Annotated in this window: 20 protein-coding genes; 11 read left to right on the top strand and 9 right to left on the bottom strand. The window is 73.4% G+C overall.

The genetic code is table 11. From position 1 onward, the window contains the following. Positions 1-84: 84 nt before the first annotated feature. A complete protein-coding gene (locus LIV55_RS11325) occupies positions 85-1,032 on the top strand; it encodes an SDR family oxidoreductase (protein WP_123092499.1) in 948 nt (315 codons plus the stop codon). A gap of 9 nt (positions 1,033-1,041) precedes the next feature. Here the strand turns inward: LIV55_RS11325 and LIV55_RS11330 are convergent, their stop codons facing one another. Continuing rightward, positions 1,042-1,821 carry an NAD-dependent epimerase/dehydratase family protein gene (locus LIV55_RS11330; protein ID WP_123092592.1) on the bottom strand — a complete coding sequence of 260 codons (780 nt, stop codon included), beginning with the start codon at positions 1,819-1,821 and terminating at the stop codon, positions 1,042-1,044. Positions 1,822-1,897: 76 nt separating this feature from the next. Between LIV55_RS11330 and LIV55_RS11335 the strand changes: the two genes are divergently transcribed. Next, positions 1,898-3,103, top strand: a complete 1,206-nt coding sequence (locus tag LIV55_RS11335; protein ID WP_229300252.1) for an MFS transporter — start codon at positions 1,898-1,900, stop codon at positions 3,101-3,103. On the opposite strand, the gene LIV55_RS11340 is transcribed toward LIV55_RS11335, so the two are convergent. The 3 genes from LIV55_RS11340 to LIV55_RS11350 are packed head-to-tail and all read right to left on the bottom strand — an operon-like array spanning position 3,100 to position 4,744. Further along, the gene (locus tag LIV55_RS11340; RefSeq protein ID WP_229300253.1) at positions 3,100-3,756 is read right to left on the bottom strand and encodes a maleylpyruvate isomerase family mycothiol-dependent enzyme; all 657 of its coding nucleotides are present in this window, start codon (positions 3,754-3,756) and stop codon (positions 3,100-3,102) included. The two genes, LIV55_RS11335 and LIV55_RS11340, sit on opposite strands and share 4 nt — an antisense overlap. Further along, entirely contained in the window at positions 3,753-4,331 is a 579-nt protein-coding gene (locus LIV55_RS11345) for a DinB family protein (protein ID WP_229300254.1), read from the bottom strand. The genes LIV55_RS11340 and LIV55_RS11345 overlap by 4 nt, the downstream gene beginning before the upstream one ends. 5 nt (positions 4,332-4,336) lie before the next feature. Beyond that, positions 4,337-4,744, bottom strand: a complete 408-nt coding sequence (locus LIV55_RS11350; RefSeq protein ID WP_229300255.1) for a VOC family protein — start codon at positions 4,742-4,744, stop codon at positions 4,337-4,339. A 144-nt stretch (positions 4,745-4,888) separates the two neighbouring features. Here LIV55_RS11350 and LIV55_RS11355 point away from each other — a divergent pair, with 144 nt between their 5' ends. Then, complete coding sequence (locus tag LIV55_RS11355) at positions 4,889-5,395, top strand: DUF3995 domain-containing protein (protein ID WP_229300256.1); 507 nt, start codon at positions 4,889-4,891, stop codon at positions 5,393-5,395. A 92-nt stretch (positions 5,396-5,487) separates the two neighbouring features. Continuing rightward, positions 5,488-6,639, top strand: a complete 1,152-nt coding sequence (locus tag LIV55_RS11360) for a geranylgeranyl reductase family protein (RefSeq protein WP_229300257.1) — start codon at positions 5,488-5,490, stop codon at positions 6,637-6,639. A 6-nt stretch (positions 6,640-6,645) separates the two neighbouring features. Here LIV55_RS11360 and LIV55_RS11365 read toward each other — a convergent pair whose 3' ends face one another. Together LIV55_RS11365 and LIV55_RS11370 are read right to left on the bottom strand one after the other, a co-directional pair. Further along, entirely contained in the window at positions 6,646-7,146 is a 501-nt protein-coding gene (locus tag LIV55_RS11365) for an SRPBCC family protein (RefSeq protein WP_229300258.1), read from the bottom strand. Between the two features lie 91 nt (positions 7,147-7,237). Beyond that, entirely contained in the window at positions 7,238-8,764 is a 1,527-nt protein-coding gene (locus LIV55_RS11370; RefSeq protein WP_372456516.1) for a SulP family inorganic anion transporter, read from the bottom strand. Between the two features lie 150 nt (positions 8,765-8,914). On the opposite strand from LIV55_RS11370, the gene LIV55_RS11375 reads away from it, so the two are divergent. After that, positions 8,915-9,343, top strand: a complete 429-nt coding sequence (locus LIV55_RS11375; RefSeq protein WP_068271848.1) for a MerR family transcriptional regulator — start codon at positions 8,915-8,917, stop codon at positions 9,341-9,343. Positions 9,344-9,449: 106 nt separating this feature from the next. Here LIV55_RS11375 and nhaA read toward each other — a convergent pair whose 3' ends face one another. Then, the gene (gene nhaA / locus LIV55_RS11380; protein WP_229300259.1) at positions 9,450-10,718 is read right to left on the bottom strand and encodes a Na+/H+ antiporter NhaA; all 1,269 of its coding nucleotides are present in this window, start codon (positions 10,716-10,718) and stop codon (positions 9,450-9,452) included. Between the two features lie 64 nt (positions 10,719-10,782). After that, a complete protein-coding gene (locus LIV55_RS11385; protein WP_229300260.1) occupies positions 10,783-10,938 on the bottom strand; it encodes a hypothetical protein in 156 nt (51 codons plus the stop codon). A gap of 346 nt (positions 10,939-11,284) precedes the next feature. Between LIV55_RS11385 and dnaK the strand changes: the two genes are divergently transcribed. The 6 genes from dnaK (at position 11,285) to LIV55_RS11415 (ending at position 16,239) form a co-directional block, all read left to right on the top strand. Next, a complete protein-coding gene (dnaK, locus tag LIV55_RS11390; RefSeq protein WP_229300261.1) occupies positions 11,285-13,177 on the top strand; it encodes a molecular chaperone DnaK in 1,893 nt (630 codons plus the stop codon). Continuing rightward, entirely contained in the window at positions 13,174-13,821 is a 648-nt protein-coding gene (gene grpE, locus LIV55_RS11395; protein ID WP_229300262.1) for a nucleotide exchange factor GrpE, read from the top strand. Before dnaK ends, grpE begins: the two co-directional genes overlap by 4 nt. Positions 13,822-13,853: 32 nt before the next feature. Continuing rightward, the gene (locus LIV55_RS11400; RefSeq protein WP_123092488.1) at positions 13,854-14,882 is read left to right on the top strand and encodes a DnaJ C-terminal domain-containing protein; all 1,029 of its coding nucleotides are present in this window, start codon (positions 13,854-13,856) and stop codon (positions 14,880-14,882) included. 3 nt (positions 14,883-14,885) lie between these two features. Then, entirely contained in the window at positions 14,886-15,332 is a 447-nt protein-coding gene (locus tag LIV55_RS11405; RefSeq protein WP_068271861.1) for a heat shock protein transcriptional repressor HspR, read from the top strand. A 266-nt stretch (positions 15,333-15,598) separates the two neighbouring features. Continuing rightward, complete coding sequence (locus LIV55_RS11410) at positions 15,599-16,024, top strand: hypothetical protein (protein ID WP_123092486.1); 426 nt, start codon at positions 15,599-15,601, stop codon at positions 16,022-16,024. Positions 16,025-16,035: 11 nt separating this feature from the next. Beyond that, positions 16,036-16,239: a helix-turn-helix transcriptional regulator gene (locus LIV55_RS11415; RefSeq protein ID WP_229300263.1), complete on the top strand. Its 204-nt coding sequence runs from the start codon at positions 16,036-16,038 to the stop codon at positions 16,237-16,239. On the opposite strand, the gene LIV55_RS11420 is transcribed toward LIV55_RS11415, so the two are convergent. Continuing rightward, positions 16,215-17,018, bottom strand: coding sequence for a TspO-related membrane protein (locus LIV55_RS11420; RefSeq protein ID WP_229300264.1), 804 nt, complete (start codon positions 17,016-17,018; stop codon positions 16,215-16,217). The genes LIV55_RS11415 and LIV55_RS11420 overlap by 25 nt on opposite strands. Positions 17,019-17,043 lie beyond the last annotated feature (25 nt).

Genomic DNA, 17,043 nt, shown 5'->3' on the forward strand with positions numbered 1-17,043 from the left:
TGACCGGGCGAGGGGCGAAGGGGGGCTCGTCCCCCCTTCGCCGCCGGCCTGGTCGTCGTCGGTGCCAGGCCCTACCGTCGTGCCATGAGCGCGAGTGGTGGGGACCGACCGCTGACCGGGCGGGTGGCGCTGGTGTCCGGTGCGACCCGAGGCGCCGGGCGAGGGGTCGCCCGCGCTCTCGGCGAGGCGGGGGCGACGGTCTGGTGCACCGGGCGCACGACGCGTGAGCGGCGCTCGGAGTACGACCGTCCCGAGACGGTCGAGGAGACCGCCGAGCTCGTCACCGCAGCGGGCGGCGAGGGCGTCTGGGCCGAGGTCGACCACGCCGACGAGGCGAGCGTCCGCGCCCTCGTCGAGCGCATCCGCGAGGTCCACGGGCGTCTCGACATCAGCGTGTCGAGCCTGGGTGGCGAGCACCTCCACGGCGAGTGGGACCAGCCGGTGTGGGCCCAGGACGTCGAGACCGGGCGACGGATCCTGCGCGGCGGGATCGAGACCCACCTCCTCACGGCGACGTACGCGCTCGACCTGCTCCACCGCACGCCCGGCGGGCTGCACGTCGAGCTCACGGACGGCGACGCGGCCTACAACGACACCCGCTACCGGATCAACGCCTACGTCGACCTCGTCAAGACCGGGCTGACCCGGCTCGCGCACAGCCTGGGCCACGAGCTCGCCGAGCACGGGGGCACCGCGATGGCCGTGAGCCCGGGCTGGCTGCGCTCGGAGATGATGCTGGACGCCTTCGGGGTCGACGAGGAGACCTGGCAGCAGGCCTGGACCGACACCGGGCGGGGTGGTGTGGCGCCCGAGGCCTTCGCGGTGTCCGAGTCGCCCCTGCTCGTCGGGCGGTGCGTCGCGGCCGTCGCCGCGGACGAGGGCCGGACCCGGTGGAACCAGCTCTCGACGACCTCGGAGGTGCTCGCCGCCGAGTACGACGTGCGCGACGCCGACGGCTCGCAGCCGCGGGCGTGGTCGTACATCACGGCCATGGAGGACGGCAGCACGCCAGACGTCGCGGACTACCGCTGAGCGTCCGGCTCAGGACCCCTTCGGCCAGTCGTCGGGGGTGCTGGCGCCGCCGGGGACGACCTGCTCGCCCTCGGGCACGTGGTCGGTCCAGCGGTCCTGGGGGCGGTAGCCCAGCTCGAGCATCGTGCTCGTGACGTCCCAGCGACGGTCGGGGTTGTCCGAGATCGCGTAGTAGAGGCCGTAGCCGACGTCCTCGACCTCGATCGCGCAGCGGAAGACGCGCTCGGCGTCGTCCTCGCTGAGCCACATGGCGCGGAGCAGCTCGACGTCGGTCTCGGTCGGGTCGGGGCTCACCCACCCGATGCGCAGGCACAGCACGGAGATCCCGTGCGCGTCGTGGTAATAGCGCCCGAGCGTCTCGCCGAAGACCTTCGTCACGCCGTAGAGCGAGTCCGGCCGCGGCAGGTCCGTCGGGCCCACCGGCCACTGCTCGTCGCGGTCGTACATGCCGAGGACGTGGTTCGAGGAGGCGTAGACGACCCGGCGCACGCCCGCGTCGCGGGCCGCCTCGAGCACGTTGCGGGTGCCGACGACGTTGGCGCCGAGCACGTCGTCCCACGTCGACTCCGGCGACGCGGCCCCGGCGAGGTGGACGACCGTGTCGACGCCGTCCATGAGGGCGCGGACCTCGTCGTAGTCGGTGAGGTCGGCCTCGCGCAGCTCGCGCTCCTGCTCCGGCGTGCGCGGGGTGCGGCCGTGCATGACGACGTCGTAGTCGTCCCGCAGCCGGTCGGACAGGACGAGGCCGATGCCTCCGGTGGCACCGGTGATGAGGATGCGTCGGGTCATGGCCCCAGTCTCACGTCCGGCGAGGGCCCGTCGGGCGAAGGGGCGGACCCGATCCGCGGACGTAGGCTGAGCGACGATGTCCAGCCCGAGCGCCCCGGAGCGCATCCCCCGCGAGATCTGGGTCCTCGTCGCCGCTGCCTTCGTCATCGCCGTCGGCTTCGGTCTCATCAGCCCCGTCCTGCCGGCCTACGCCCGGAGCTTCGACGTGGGCGTCGCGGCGGCCTCGGTCGTCGTCTCGGCCTTCGCCTTCTTCCGGCTCGTCTTCGCGCCGGCCGGCGGGTCGCTCGTCTCACGCCTGGGGGAGCGGCCGGTCTACCTCGCCGGGCTCGTGATCGTCGCGCTGTCCTCGCTCGCGACCGCCTTCGCCCAGTCGTACTGGCAGCTGCTCGTCTTCCGCGGCGTCGGCGGTCTGGGGTCCACCCTCTTCACCGTCTCGGCGATGTCGCTCCTCGTGCGTCTGGCGCCGCCGCGCATCCGTGGCCGGGTGTCGTCCGCGTACGCCAGCTCCTTCCTCCTCGGCGGCATGCTCGGCCCGGTGATCGGCGGGCTGCTCGCCCAGCTCGGCCTGCGGGTCCCCTTCGTCCTGTACGCCGTGGCCCTGCTCGTCGCGGCGGGCGTCGTCGCCGTCTTCCTCGGCGGCACCCGGCTGCGCAGCGTGTCCGACGGCGAGTCGCGCCCGACGATGCTCGTCTCCGAGGCGCTCGCCTCGCCGACCTACCGCGCGGCGCTCGCCTCCTCCTTCGCCAACGGGTGGTCGAGCTTCGGGGTCCGGGTCGCCGTGCTGCCGCAGTTCGCGGTCGCGATCCACGACGCGACGTGGGTCGCGGGCGCCGCGCTGGCCATCTCTGCCGTCGGCACGGCCGCGGCGCTGCAGGTCGCGTCCCGGTGGTCGGACACCATCGGACGGCGCCCTCTCGCCCTCGCCGGCCTCGCGATCACCGCCGTCGGGATCGGGCTCGTCGGCACGAGTCAGCGCCTCGACGTGCTCTTCGTGCTGTGCGTCGTCGCCGGCATCGGCGCCGGGCTGCTCAACCCCTCGCAGCAGGCCGCCGTCGCCGACGTCGTCGGCAGCGAGCGGGCCGGAGGGCGGGTCCTCGCCCGCTTCCAGATGGCTCAGGACGCGGGAGCGATCATCGGGCCGATCCTCATCGGGGTCGTCGCCGACCGCTTCGGGTGGACGACCGCCTTCGCCGTCACCGGGGTGATCACCGCTCTGGCCATCGGCCCGTGGTTGCGGGCGCGCGAGAGCGCCCCCGGCGTCGTCGCGCCCGAGACGGCCTAGCCGGAGACGGACCCGCCCCCGACCGGCCGGGCGGGGATCGACGACAACCCCGGCCCGTGCAGCTCGTCGACGGCGTGCCGGCGACCGCTGAGCAGCAGGACGATCGCGAGGGCGGGGCCACGCACCTCTGGGCCCTGGCCGACGACGAGGTCCGTGTCGTCGGCGACCAGCCGCACCGCCCGGGCGACGGAGCGGCCGCCGCCGATCGCGTCGGGCGTCTTCGCCTGGTAGCGCGCGGCGCCCTCGAGGGTCTTCGCCGGGTAGGCCCGACGGATCCCGAGCGCGCCACGGATGTCCTCGCCGTGGGCGACCTCCTCGACGAGCCGCGACTCGAGCGAGGCCAGCCATGTCGGCGGCCCGCTCGTGCGGTCGACGACCTCCCGCAGCCGCGCGAGGGTCTGCTGAGGCGTCGCCCCCCGCTGGGCGGCGACGCCCGCGGCGTTCTGCCGGTCGAGGTCCCCCTTCGCCCGCACCATGGCGCGCAGCAGACCGACGGGGGTGGTGAGCGCGTTGTCGACGAGATGGGCGGCGACGTCGTGCACGCTCCACCCGGGCGCGAGCGAGGGCGTGTCCCACTGCGACGGGGCGAGGCCGCAGAGGTCGTCGACGAGCGCACGCCGCTCGGCGTGGACGAGGTGCCAGATCTCGCTCATCGTGTGTCGGCGATCTCGTGCAGGCGGGCGACGTAGTCGGCCCACCACCGCTCGTCCTGCTCCGGCAGGTTGTCGCCCGCGCGGCGCAGACCGACGGACCCGTCGAGCTGCTCGCGCAGGACGTCCATGTGGCCGGCGTGACGAGCCTCGTCGACGGCGAGGTGGACGATGATCTGGTCGAGCGTCACCTCACGACCCTCCGGTCCCCACCACGGCACGAACCCCCTCGCGTCCAGGTCGAGCGCCTCGACCGTCGCGTCGGCGTGGGCGAAGGCCCGGTGCGCGAGGTCGAGGACGTCGGCCATCGACTCGTCGGCCGTCGCGTAGAAGTCGAGGTTGTCGTCGAGCGAGGCGCCGGGCGCGTCCCACGGGTACGCGATGCCCGCGGGCCGCCCGAAGCAGTCGCCGAGGTAGCCCAGCTCCATGAGGGCGCAGTGCTTGAGCACGCCGAGCAGGTTCGTGCCCGTGACGGTGCGTGGCCGCCGCGCGTCGGCCTCGCTCACCCCGACGAGCTTGGCGAGCATCGCCTGACGCTGCTCGCGGACGTAGCCGTGCAGGATCTCCTTGGTCGTCACGCCGCTCAGCTCTGCTCGCCGGCGATGTTGACCATCCACGGCATGCCGTAGCGGTCGACGAGCATGCCGAAGTCGTCGCCCCACATCTGCCGCTCGAGCGGCATCGTCACCTGACCGCCCTCGGCCAGGCGCTCGAAGCACCCACGCAGGTCGTCGTCGGGCCCGCCGCTGATGGACAGCGTGATCGCGTCGCCGATGGCAGGCGTGCCCTCGGTGCCGGGGGCCATGTCGCTCGCCATGAGGGACAGCCCGGTCGGTGTGTCGAGGCGGGAGTGCATGACCCCCTCGTTGCCCGGGTCGCCCATCTCGGCGAAGGCCGAGACCGACAGCTCGCCGCCGAGGGCGGAGCGGTAGAACTCCATCGCCTCGCGCGCGGTGCCGGGGAAGGTGAGATACGGGTTGAGCGTCGCCATCGCAGTGCCTCCTCGTCGGGGCCGTCCTCGTCGACGGCCAGGCGCCGAGACTAGGACCGAGCCCTGACAGCCCGCAGCGTCCCGGCGCCCGCCGGTCCCCCCTTCGCCTCCCGTCGTCCGCCGACGTCTGGCAGGGTCGGCCCGGTGACAGGACGCGCGCGGGGGTGGCTGGTGCTCGCGGCGCTGGCGGGGACGGTGCACGCGTTCTTCAGCCTGTACTGGGCGATCGGCGGCGACTGGCTGCTCGAGACCCTGGGCGAGCGGATCGTCACGACCTTCGCCGACATGCGGTGGGTCCTCCTGCCCGTCGGTCTCGTCAAGCTCGTCGCCGCGCTGGCGCCGCTCTGGTTCGACCGACGCGGCTGGCCGCTGCGACCGCTCACCCGAGGTCTCGCCTGGCTGGGCGCCGTCGTGCTCGTCGTCTGGGGCGGTCTCAACACCGTCGTCGGCCAGCTCGTCCTCGCCGGCGCCATCCGGCCCGATGGCGGGTTCGACCGGCCCGGGATGATCGGGCACGCATGGCTGTGGGACCCCCTCTTCCTCGTGTGGGGACTCGCCCTGCTCGTCCACCTCGCCGCGACCCGGCGCCGTCCCGGCCGAGACGGCGCCGGCCCGGTCCGCGTGTCGGACGGCACCTCGCGGCAGCGGTGATCGCGGCTCCCTGGAGTCTCGGGGGTGGGGCGTCGACGAAGGTGGGAGCCGCCGTCCGACACGCACGGCGGTCGCCTGCCTAGGGTGACGGCATGACGACGACCGACGACTGGGACGTGGTCGTCGTGGGGGCCGGGCCGGCGGGCAGCATCACGGCGCTCGCGGCCCTGCACGAGCGGCCGGGGGCGCGGGTGCTGCTCCTCGACCGGGCCGACTTCCCGCGGGACAAGTCGTGCGGCGACGGCATCGCCCCTCACGTCCTCGACGTGCTCGACGCCGTCGGTGCCTCGGACGTGGCCGCCGACCTGCGCCGTGAGCACCGGGGGATCGGCACGCTCGAGCTCGCCCTCGGCGACCTGAGCAGCACGCGCGAGATGCGCCGCCCCGCCCTCGTCATTCCCCGAGAGCGTCTCGATGCCCGACTCGTCGAGGCAGCCGTGGCGGCGGGTGCGGTCCTGCGGCGGCACCGCGTGCGCGACGTGCAGGTCGAGGCCGACCGGGTCGTCGTCGACGGCGAGACCAGGGCTCGCGTGCTCGTCGGTGCGGACGGCGCGCAGTCGCAGGTCCGTCGCTCGCTCGGCCTCACCCTGCCTGGCAGTCTCGCTCTTGGCCTGCGCGGCTACGCGCCGACACCCCCATCACGTGACGGGCGACAGGTCATCCGCTTCGCGCAGGACCGCCAGCCGTCGTACGCGTGGGCCTTCGACCGGGGCGACGGGTGGTCGAATGTCGGGTACGGCGAGATCCTGCGCGACCGGCGGGACCGGCCGACCCACGCGTTGATGCGCGAGCGGCTCGAGGACCTGCTGCCCGGCTCGACCGAGGGCGCTCAGTCGTGGCGCGGCCACCACCTGCCGCTCTCGACCGCGCGATGGGGCTCGGTCCAGCCCGACGGGCGCGTGCTGCTCGTCGGCGACGCGGCCGGGCTCATCAACCCGATGACGGGTGAGGGGATCTACTACGCGGGGGTGACCGGGCAGGTCGCCGGTCGTGCGGCCGCGCGGGCGGACGAAGGGGGCGACCCCGGCCGCGGCTACCGCAGCGAGGTGCGGCGGCGGCTGCGAGCGAACCTCGTGAGCACGGCCGTCGGTGGGAAGGTGGCGTCCCACCCCTTCGTCCTCGCCGCGGGGCTGCGGGCCGCCGCGGCGGATCAGAGGGTCTTCGACGACCTCGTCGAGCTCGGGCTCGGGCCCGGACGGCTCACCCCGCGGGTCGTCGCCGGGCTCGTCCGGCACGCCCGCTGACGCGGCTCAGCGGCTCTCGAGGTCCTCGCGCAGCCGGTCGAGCGTGCGGCGGATGTTGCCCGCCTGGTAGACGTCGAAGGTCCGTCCGCGCGTGACGAGGCGGTCGAAGCGTGCCGCGAGCGGGTCCGGCCATCGAGTGCGGTCGTCCTGCCAGGTCTCGATGACACGGGTCCGACCGGGGGCGACCTCCTCGAAGGTGTAGGACCAGGTCGCGACAGACACCGGCACGAGGACTCGGCCGAAGCCGTAGCGATGCACCCGGAAGGCGAAGCGCTCGCCGGGCTCGGCCGCGATGACGGTGCACCTCGTCGACCACCGCGCGGGCCCACGACGGTTGTGCCCGACGAAGCTCTCGCCCGTCGTCAGCGCGCCGCGGCCGGGGTCGCCCGTGCCGACGTTCTCCGGGCTCCACCGCCCCATCCGGTCGGGGTCGGCGATCTCGGCGTAGACGGTCTGGGGGTCGGCGGCGATCTCGACGCTGCCGGACACGGTCATGGGGCGGGACATGGCTCGACCCTGCCAGAGCGGGTCGTCCCCCTTCGCGCTGCGTCGGCGTGGCCTCGGCCTCAGTGCTCGATCACCTCAGTGCCCCATCACCTCAGTGCCCGTCGCCGAGCCGCCCGCTCAGCAGCTCGTGCCGCTCCGCCGACGCGGGGTTCAGGCCGACGACGTCGAGCTGCTTGCCCATCCGCTCGTACTTCGCCCGCACGCCGTCGAGCGCGGCGACGCTCGAGGCGTCCCAGATGTGGCTGTCGGTGAGGTCGACGACGACACGCTGCGGGTCGGCCGCGTAGTCGAACTGGTAGACGAGGTCGTTGCTCGAGGCGAAGAAGAGCTCGCCGGTGACCCGGTAGATCTGCACCTCGCCGGCCCCCGGCACGCGCTCGACCTGGGCGACACGGGCGACCCGTCGGGCGAAGGCGACCATCGCCGCGAGGACCCCGGTGATGACGCCGTACGCGAGGTTGTGGGTGGCGACGGTGACCGCGACCGTGAGCAGCATGACGAGGGTCTCGCTGCGCGGCATGCGGCGCAGGGTGGCCGGCGCGACGCTGTGCCAGTCGAAGGTCGCGACGGAGACCATGACCATGACGGCGACGAGCGCGGCCATGGGGATCATGCCGACGAGCGGGCCCGCCCCGACGACGAGCGCGAGGAGGAAGGCGCCGGCGAGGAAGGTCGAGATCCGCGTGCGGGCCCCGGAGACCTTGACGTTGATCATCGTCTGGCCGATCATCGCGCAGCCGCCCATCCCGCCGAAGAGGCCGGACGCGACGTTGGCGACGCCCTGCCCCCAGGACTCGCGGGTCTTGTCGGAGTGGGTGTCGGTGATGCCGTCGACGAGCTTCGCGGTCATGAGCGACTCGAGCAGGCCGACGAGGGCCATGGCGAGGGCGTAGGGGGCGATGATGCGCAGCGTCTCGAGCGTCAGCGGCACGTCGGGCAGCAGCAGCGAGGGCAGCGAGCGGGGCAGCTCGCCCTGGTCGGAGACGTCGGGCAGCTGCCAGCCGGCGGCCGCGACGAGGGCGGTGATGACGACGATGGCGACGAGCGGGGCGGGCAGCGCGGTCGTCACGCGCGGCATGACGACCATGACGAGCAGGCCGAGCGCGACCATCGGGTAGACGAGCCACGGCACGCCGAGGAGGTAGGGCACCTGGGCGAGGAAGATGAGGATGGCCAGCGCGTTGACGAAGCCGACCATGACCATCCGCGGGATGAAGCGCATGAGCCGCGCGACGCCGAGCAGGGCGAGCACCACCTGCAGGACCCCGGCGAGGACCACCGTCGCGAGGAGGTAGCTCAGGCCGTGCTCGCGCACGACGGGGGCGACGACGAGCGCCACCGCGCCGGTCGCCGCCGAGATCATCGCGGGGCGTCCGCCGACGACGGCGATGGTCACCGCCATGACGAAGCTCGAGAAGAGCCCGACCTGAGGGTCCACCCCGGCGATGATCGAGAAGGAGATGGCCTCGGGGATGAGGGCGAGGGCGACGACGAGACCGCCGAGCACCTCGGTGCGCAGGCGCCGTGGGTCGCGCAGGGCGGCGCGCACGGAGGTCTCGCGGGCGCCGGCCTCGGGCGGGCCGGCGACGGGGGCGGCGGTGGTGACGGGCTCGGGCACAGGGGTCCTTCGGGTGGGGCGGCGGGACGGCGACGGTGGCGGCGCGGCCGGAGCAGTGCTCGACGGGACGCGACGGTTAACTCTACCGCAGCGTGAGAGTTGGTCCGGTCGGCCGCCGGGACGCCGAGGTCGGCCGGTAGCGTGCGCCCCATGGACGGCCAGGGCGAAGGGGTGCGCGGCCGCCACGTGCACATCGGCGAGGTCGCCGAGCTCACCGGGCTCTCGCACCGCACGATCCGGTACTACGAGGAGATGGGGCTCGTCACCCCCGCAGCGCGCACGGACGGCGGCTTCCGCCTCTACGACGACGCCGACATCGCTCGGCTCCTCCTCGTGCGCCCGATGAAGCCGCTCGGCTTCTCCGTCGAGGAGATGCGCGCCCTGCTCGAGGCGCTGGACGTGCTCGCCGACCCTGCGGGGGAGCCCGGCCACGAGGCGCAGGCGCGCGAGCACGTCGCCGCGGTCTACGCCGACGCCGAGCAGCGCCTGGCCGACCTGCGCCGCACGACGGCGCGGGCCGAGGAGCTCACGGCGAGCCTGCGCGAGGCGATGGCGCCGCCCCCGCCGCCGCCCGGCTGACCCCTTCGCCCCCTTCGCGGTGCCGCCTGACGACCCGGCTACGGCGCAGTACTGGTCGTGATCGCGACCAGTACTGCGCCGTAGCTCGCGGGGTGCGAAGGGGGAGTCAGCCCGCCTGGGTCGCGCCCGCCCGGCGGCTGCGGATCGACAGGATCGTCCCGCCGATGATGGCCGCGGTGAAGGAGCCGAGGAGCACGCCGATCTTCACGTGCTCGTCGGCCACGCTCGAGGCGCCGAAGGCGAGCTCGCCGACGAGCAGCGAGACGGTGAAGCCCACACCGGCGATGAAGCCGGCGCCGACGAGGTCGCCCCAGCGCAGGCTCGGGTCCAGCCCGAAGGAGGGCAGCCGGCTGAGCAGCAGGCTCGTGCCGACGATGCCGATGGGCTTGCCGACGACCAGCCCGACGATGATCCCGAGCGTGATCGGGTCGCCGAGCGCGCTGCGCAGGCCCTCGACCCCGCCGACGGTGACCCCGGCGGCGAAGAAGGCGAAGACCGGCACGGCGACGAGCGTCGAGAAGACGCCCCACTGGTCGGCGAGGTGGGCGGTGAGGCTGTCGTAGACCGGCTCGCCGTCCTCGGTGCCGGTCTGCACCCGCGCCCGGGTCGACGCGATCGCCGGCACGGTGAAGCCGAGGAGCACGCCGGCGACGGTCGCGTGGATGCCGGACGCGTGGACGAGCGCCCACGTCGCGACGCCGAGCGGCAGCAGCAGCCACCACGTGCGCACCCCGCGCTGGGTGAGCACCGCGAAGAGCGCGAGCGGCACGAGCGCGAGGAGCAGCCACTGCAGGTGCAGGCCCTGCGTGTAGGCCACGGCGATGATCGTGATGGCGATGAGGTCGTCGACGATCGCGAGGGTCAGCAGGAAGATGCGCAGGGCCGGCGGCAGGAAGCGCCCGACGACCGCGAGCACGGCGACGGCGAAGGCGATGTCGGTCGCCGTCGGGATCGCCCAGCCCTGGAGGGCGCCCTCGGACGAGCGGGTGATCGCGATGTAGATGACGGCCGGCACGACGACTCCGCCGACCGCGGCCGCGATCGGCATCGCGGCCCGGCGCGGGTCGCGCAGGCTGCCGGCGACGAGCTCCTCCTTGAGCTCGAGGCCGACGACGAAGAAGAAGATCGCGAGGAGGCCGTCGGCCGCCCACTGCCCGATCGTCAGGTCGAGATGGAGGGCGGCGGGTCCGACGGTCGTGTCGCGCACCGACTCGTAGAGGTCGACGGCCGCCGTGTTGGCCATGAGCAGCGCGAGCAGTGTCGCGACGAGCAGGAGCGAGCCGCCGAAGGCGTCGCTGCGGGCGCTCGCGCGCACACCGCGCCACATCTCGTGGGGCATGCGGCGCAGAGGGGTGTCGGTCAGGGGTCCGGGCATGGGGTGCCTTACGTGGTCAGGGGAGGTGGGCGCGTCTGCGTCCCGCGAAGGGGGGCCGCGTCGCTCACGCAGGCGGCGGGCAGCCGGCGATCTCGCCGTGCGCGTTGGTGCCCCACTCGCTCGTCCACCCGTTGGTCCCGGGGTGGCGGATCGTGCGCTGCAGCGCACGCATGCGCGTCGCGTCCGCCAGGTGGCGGGGGAGGCGCAGCAGTCCGGTCACCCGCCTGATCTTACGGGCGTCAGGGTGCCGGCTGCCGTTCGCTCTGCCTCGCGAGACGCCCGGGCTCCCCTCTCCCGCCAGCCCGCTGCCGCCCCCTTCGCCGGGCCTGTCGCCGAGTCGAAGAAGGATCGTCATGTCGAGGTGACGATCCTTCGTCGAACCGGCAGGGGGGGCGGGGGAGAGGAGCGGGAATCATCTGCGCGGTTCGGTAGTTGAGTCAGATGTACTCAACTTTTCGGCTCCGGATTTGCGCAGGCCCACGAGGGCTTCGTAGGTTGAGCCGCAGAGACCAACCCCTCCCGAAGGGGGCGCCCGCCCCCTTCGACCCGGACGAAGGAGAACCCCCATGGGACGTGCCGTCGGCATCGACCTCGGTACCACCAACTCGGCCGTCGCGTACCTCGACGCCGGCGAGCCGGAGATCATCGCGAACGCCGAGGGCGGTCGCACCACCCCGTCCGTCGTCGCCTTCTCCAAGGGCGGCGAGGTCCTCGTCGGCGAGATCGCCAAGCGTCAGGCCGTGACGAACGCCGACCGCACCATCCGCTCCGTCAAGCGCCACATGGGCACCGACTGGACGAGCGAGGACGTCGACGGCAAGAAGTACACCGCGCAGGAGATCAGCGCCCGCACGCTGATGAAGCTCAAGCGCGACGCCGAGGCCTACCTCGGCGAGGACGTCACCGACGCGGTCATCACCGTGCCGGCGTACTTCGACGACGCCGAGCGCCAGGCGACGAAGGAGGCCGGCGAGATCGCGGGCCTCAACGTCCTGCGCATCGTCAACGAGCCGACCGCGGCGGCCCTGGCCTACGGCCTCGACAAGGGCAAGGAGGACGAGCTCATCCTCGTCTTCGACCTCGGTGGTGGCACCTTCGACGTCTCCCTGCTCGAGGTGGGCAAGGACGCCGAGGACGGCTTCGCGACCATCCAGGTCCGTGCCACCTCCGGTGACAACCAGCTCGGTGGCGACGACTGGGACGACCGCGTGGTCAAGCACCTCCTGCAGAGCGTCAAGAGCAGCACCGGTGTCGACCTCGCCGGCGACAAGATCGCCATGCAGCGTCTGCGCGACGCGGCGGAGCAGGCGAAGAAGGAGCTCTCCTCGAGCAGCTCCACGTCGATCAACCTCCAGTACCTCTCGATGGGCGAGAACGGCCCGATCCACCTCGACGAGACGCTCACCCGGGCGCAGTTCGAGCAGATGACCAAGGACCTCCTCGACCGCACGAAGACCCCCTTCGAGAACGTCATCAAGGACGCCGGCATCAAGCTCGGCGACATCGACCACGTCGTCCTCGTCGGTGGCTCCACCCGCATGCCCGCCGTCTCCGAGCTCGTCAAGCAGCTCACCGGCGGCAAGGAGCCCAACAAGGGCGTCAACCCCGACGAGGTCGTCGCCGCCGGCGCGGCTCTGCAGGCCGGTGTCCTCAAGGGCGAGCGCAAGGACGTCCTGCTCATCGACGTCACCCCGCTCTCCCTGGGCATCGAGACCAAGGGCGGTCTCTTCACCAAGCTCATCGAGCGCAACACCGCGATCCCGACCAAGCGCAGCGAGGTCTTCTCGACGGCGGAGGACAACCAGCCCTCCGTGCTCATCCAGGTCTTCCAGGGCGAGCGCGAGATCGCGCAGCAGAACAAGCCGCTGGGCACCTTCGAGCTCTCGGGCATCGCCCCGGCGCCCCGTGGCGTCCCGCAGGTCGAGGTCACCTTCGACATCGACGCCAACGGCATCGTCAACGTCTCCGCGAAGGACCGCGGCACCGGCCAGGAGCAGAAGATCACCATCTCGGGCGGCAGCGCGCTGTCCAAGGAGGAGATCGAGCGCATGGTGCAGGAGGCCGAGGCCCACGCCGAGGAGGACAAGCAGCGGCGCGAGGAGACCGAGGCCCGCAACACCGCGGAGAACCTCGTCTACTCGACCGAGAAGTTCCTCTCCGACAGCGGCGACAAGCTGAGCGACGACCAGCGCAAGCCCGTCGACGACGCCCTCGCCGACCTCAAGGACGCCCTCAAGCCGGAGTCCGGCGTGAGCGCTGCCGACCTGTCGAAGAAGGTCGACACCCTCAACGAGGAGTCGCAGAAGATGGGCGCCGCCCTCTACGCGGCCTCCGCCGAGCAGGGCGAGGGTGCCGGCACCGCCGGTGACCAGCCCGGCGCCGACGCGGGCAGCACCCCGGCCGACGACGACGTCGTCGACGCCGAGGTCGTCGAGGACGAGGACGAGGAGCGCAAGTGAGCGACTCGACGAGCAACCACGAGCCCGAGGACGTCGTCCACGACGCCGACGGCGACGCGGTGAACGTCGAGGCCGTCAACGACGGCGTGCCGGCCCCCGCGCAGGGGGCCGGCAACCCGGCCGCCGACGCGGACGGGACGCCTGCGGCCGAGACCGCACCTGGGGCCGAGGCCCCGGGCGCGGGCTCCGACGCCCACCCCGACACCGCGCTCGCGGCCGAGCGGCTCGGCGACCTGCAGCGCCTGCAGGCCGAGTACGTCAACTACAAGCGCCGCGTCGACCGGGACCGCGCCGACATCCAGATCCGGGCGGCGCACGACGTGCTCGAGACCCTGCTGCCGGTGCTCGACGAGATCCACCTCGCGCGCCAGCACGGCGACCTCGACGAGGGCCCCTTCCGGGCCATCGCCGACAAGCTCGAGCAGGCGCTCGGCCGGTACGGCCTGGTCCAGGTCGGCGCGAAGGGCGAGCCCTTCGACCCGGCGGTCCACGAGGCCCTCATGCACGCCGCGTGGGACTCGAGCGACAGCGAGCTGCCGAGCGACGCGACGACGACCACGGTCGTCACCGTGCTCCAGCCCGGGTACAAGGCCGGCGAGCGCGTGCTGCGCGCGGCGCGCGTCGCCGTCGCCGACCCCGAGTGACCCACCCGCACACCCCCTGAGAGGAGGACGGCATGGCTAGTCAGGACTGGTTCGAGAAGGACTTCTACAGCATCCTCGGCGTCTCGCAGGGCGCCGACGACGCGGAGATCAAGAAGGCGTACCGCAAGCTCGCCAAGCAGCACCACCCCGATCGCAACCCCGGGGACGCCGCGGCGGAGCAGCGCTTCAAGGACGTCGGCGAGGCGCACGCCGTCCTCTCCGACCCCGAGCAGCGTCGTGAGTACGACGCCGTGCGCCAGATGGCGCGCGGGGGCGCCCGCTTCACCGCGGGCGGCCCCGGCGGGGCCGGGGGCGCCGGCTTCGAGGACGTCTTCTCCTCGATGTTCGGCGGCGGGGGCGGTGGTGGCTCCCGGGTGCGCTACTCCTCGCAGGGCTTCCCCGGCGGGGGCGGCGGCGAGCCCGACCTCGAGGACATCATGGCGATGTTCGGGCAGGGCGGGGGATCCCCCTTCGGCGGTGGCGGTGGTGGTGCGGGCTTCCGCGCGCCCCGCGGCCCGCAGAAGGGTCCCGACCTCACCGCCCGCACGACCCTGTCCTTCCGCGACGCGGTCGAGGGGTCGACGGTGCAGCTGAGCGCCGACGGCGAGCGGATCACCGCGAAGATCCCCGCGGGCGTCAAGGACGGCCAGCGGATCCGGCTGCGCGGCAAGGGCGGTCAGAGCCGCACCGGCGGCGAGCGGGGAGACCTCATGCTCACCGTCGCGGTCGAGCCGCACCCGGTCTTCGGCCGGGACGGCGACAACCTGACGATCGAGCTGCCGGTGACCTTCGCCGAGGCCACGCTCGGCGCGACGGTGAGCGTCCCGACGCTCGACGGCCGCCCGGTCAAGGTCAAGGTCGCCCCGGGCACCCCGAGCGGGCGCGTCCTGCGGGTCAAGGGCCGCGGCGTGCCGACGAAGGGGGGATCCGGTGACCTCCTCGTGCGCGTCGAGGTCGTCGTCCCGACCGACCTCACCGACGAGCAGCGCGCGGCCGTCGAGGCCCTCGCGCAGGATGCCGACTCCCTGCGTGCCGACCTGCTCGCGAGGGCGGGGGACTGACCCGTGGCCCGCTCCGCCTTCAGCCCCGATGACGAGACCCCGGTCTTCGTCATCTCGGTCGCGGCCGAGCTCGCGGGCATGCACGCCCAGACCCTGCGGCAGTACGACCGCATCGGTCTCGTCACCCCCTCGCGCACGCGCGGCGGCGGTCGCCGGTACTCGGCGGCCGACGTCGCGCGTCTGCGCGAGGTCCAGCGGCTCTCGCAGGACGAGGGCGTCTCGCTGAGCGCGATCCAGCGCATCTTCGAGCTCGAGCACCAGGTCGACGCGCTGCGCGCCCGCGTCGGCGAACTCACGGAGGAGCTCGAGTCGGCCCGCGTCGCGCTGGGCCAGGGCTCGCGCTTCTTCGCCGTCGGCTCCAGCGGCGACATCGTCGCGCTGCGTCACGGCCAGCGTCCCCGACCGCGCACGGCCTCGCAGGCGCTCGTCCTCTGGGACCCGCGCCGCTGACGCGCCCCCGCCCCACCCCCGTCGCCCTACCCCTTCGCCCCACCCCCCTTCGCTCCACATCCCCCTTCGCCCACCCCTTCCGCGCCGAGCCCCGCTCGTCGTCCGTGACACCCGCTCTCCGCGGGACCGCGACGAGCGGGGCTCGCGGACCAGGAGCGGGGTTCAGCGAGGCGTGTCAAGGACGCTAGACAACGACCGGTCTCTCCTCTGTAAAGTCTGCTTGACACCGCACCGGAGGGACCGGCTGCGGGCGAAGGGGGACCGCCATGACCCGCACGACCACCACCGCGCCGACCTCGGCCTACCTCCGCGCCGGGCTGCTCGCCGCGGGCATCACCGCCGCCGCAGGCATCGGGGCCGGCCTCGTGCGGGGCGAGGACTTCTGGCTCGCCGCGGGGGTCTTCGGCGCCGCCGCGCTCGGCCCGGCCCTCGCCCTCGGCTGGCTGCTCTTCGTCAGCGACCACACGGTGCCCCAGGACGCGCACGCCGAGGACAGCGTCGAGCGGCGCTGGGCCGAGCAGGCCGGGGCCGGCGCCTTCCTCGACGTCGTCATCGCCTCGGGCGTCACGCTCACCCTGCTCTCCGTGCTCGACGTCGGCATCTCCGCGACCGGCGTCCTCACCCTCCTCGTGGTGCTCGCCCTCGCCGACTCCGCTGTGCGCTACGCGGTCGTCTCGCGCCGCGGCGCCTGAGGGGGCAGCGGATGGACAACGACCTCGCGGCCCGGCGCGCCGAGCGCGGCTGGTCACAGGCGCGCCTGGCCGAGGAGCTCGGCGTCTCGCGTCAGACGGTGATCTCCATCGAGCGCGGGCGCTTCGACCCGAGCCTGCCGCTGGCCTTCCGGGTGGCCCGGACCTTCGGCTGCCAGGTGGAGGACGTCTTCTACCCCGGCACCGCCGAGGACTGAGCGACGCGCCCGCGGGCTGCGACGTAGACGCCGACGACCGCGAGGGCCGCCACGACGGCGGCGAGACCGACGACCTGCGAGCTGGGCTCGTCGCCGAGCCGCCCGGCCGCGATCCACGCCAGGCCCCAGGTGATGGCGGCGGTGATGCCGAGGCGAGGTCCGACCCGCCGGGTGAGCGCGGCGGCCACCCCGACGACGACGACGATGACAACGACCGCCACGACCTCGCCGACGCCCTGGCTCGTCTCGACGCCATAGCCCACGAGCGCCGCGGCGACGTTGGCGCAGGTCGCGACGCTCACCCAGCCGAGGTAGAGCCCGAAGGTGCCGTCGACGAGCAGCGCCTCCGCGGCGCCGACCGCCGGCCGGTCGTGCAGCCGCGCGACGAGCACGCCGAGCACGAGGAGCAGAGCGACGATGACGACGACGCTCAGCCACAGCAGGCCCCACTGGGTGACGAAGATCCACGCCGCGTTGAGGAGCATCGATGCGGCCGCGAGGTAGCCCGTGCGCCGGTGCCGGGGGTCGGTCGCCGTGCTCGGGAAGAGCTGGTAGATCGCGTACGCCGTGAGCAGCGCGTAGACGAGGGACCAGATCGAGAAGGCGGTGCCCGCGGGCGCGAGGAGGGTGGCGTCGGCGGACAGCGCACCGCTGCTCGACTCCGAGACCTCGGTGCCGATGACACCGACCCCGGTGAGCACACCGAGGACGCCGACGAGGTGGCTGACGACGACGACGACCTGACGGGTGCGGTCCGCGCGGGTGGGCTGCTCGCTCATGCTTCGACGATAGGAGCCGGGCCGC

The sequence above is a fragment of the Janibacter melonis genome (assembly GCF_020567375.1).
GTDB classification, from domain to species: Bacteria; Actinomycetota; Actinomycetes; order Actinomycetales; family Dermatophilaceae; genus Marihabitans; species Marihabitans melonis.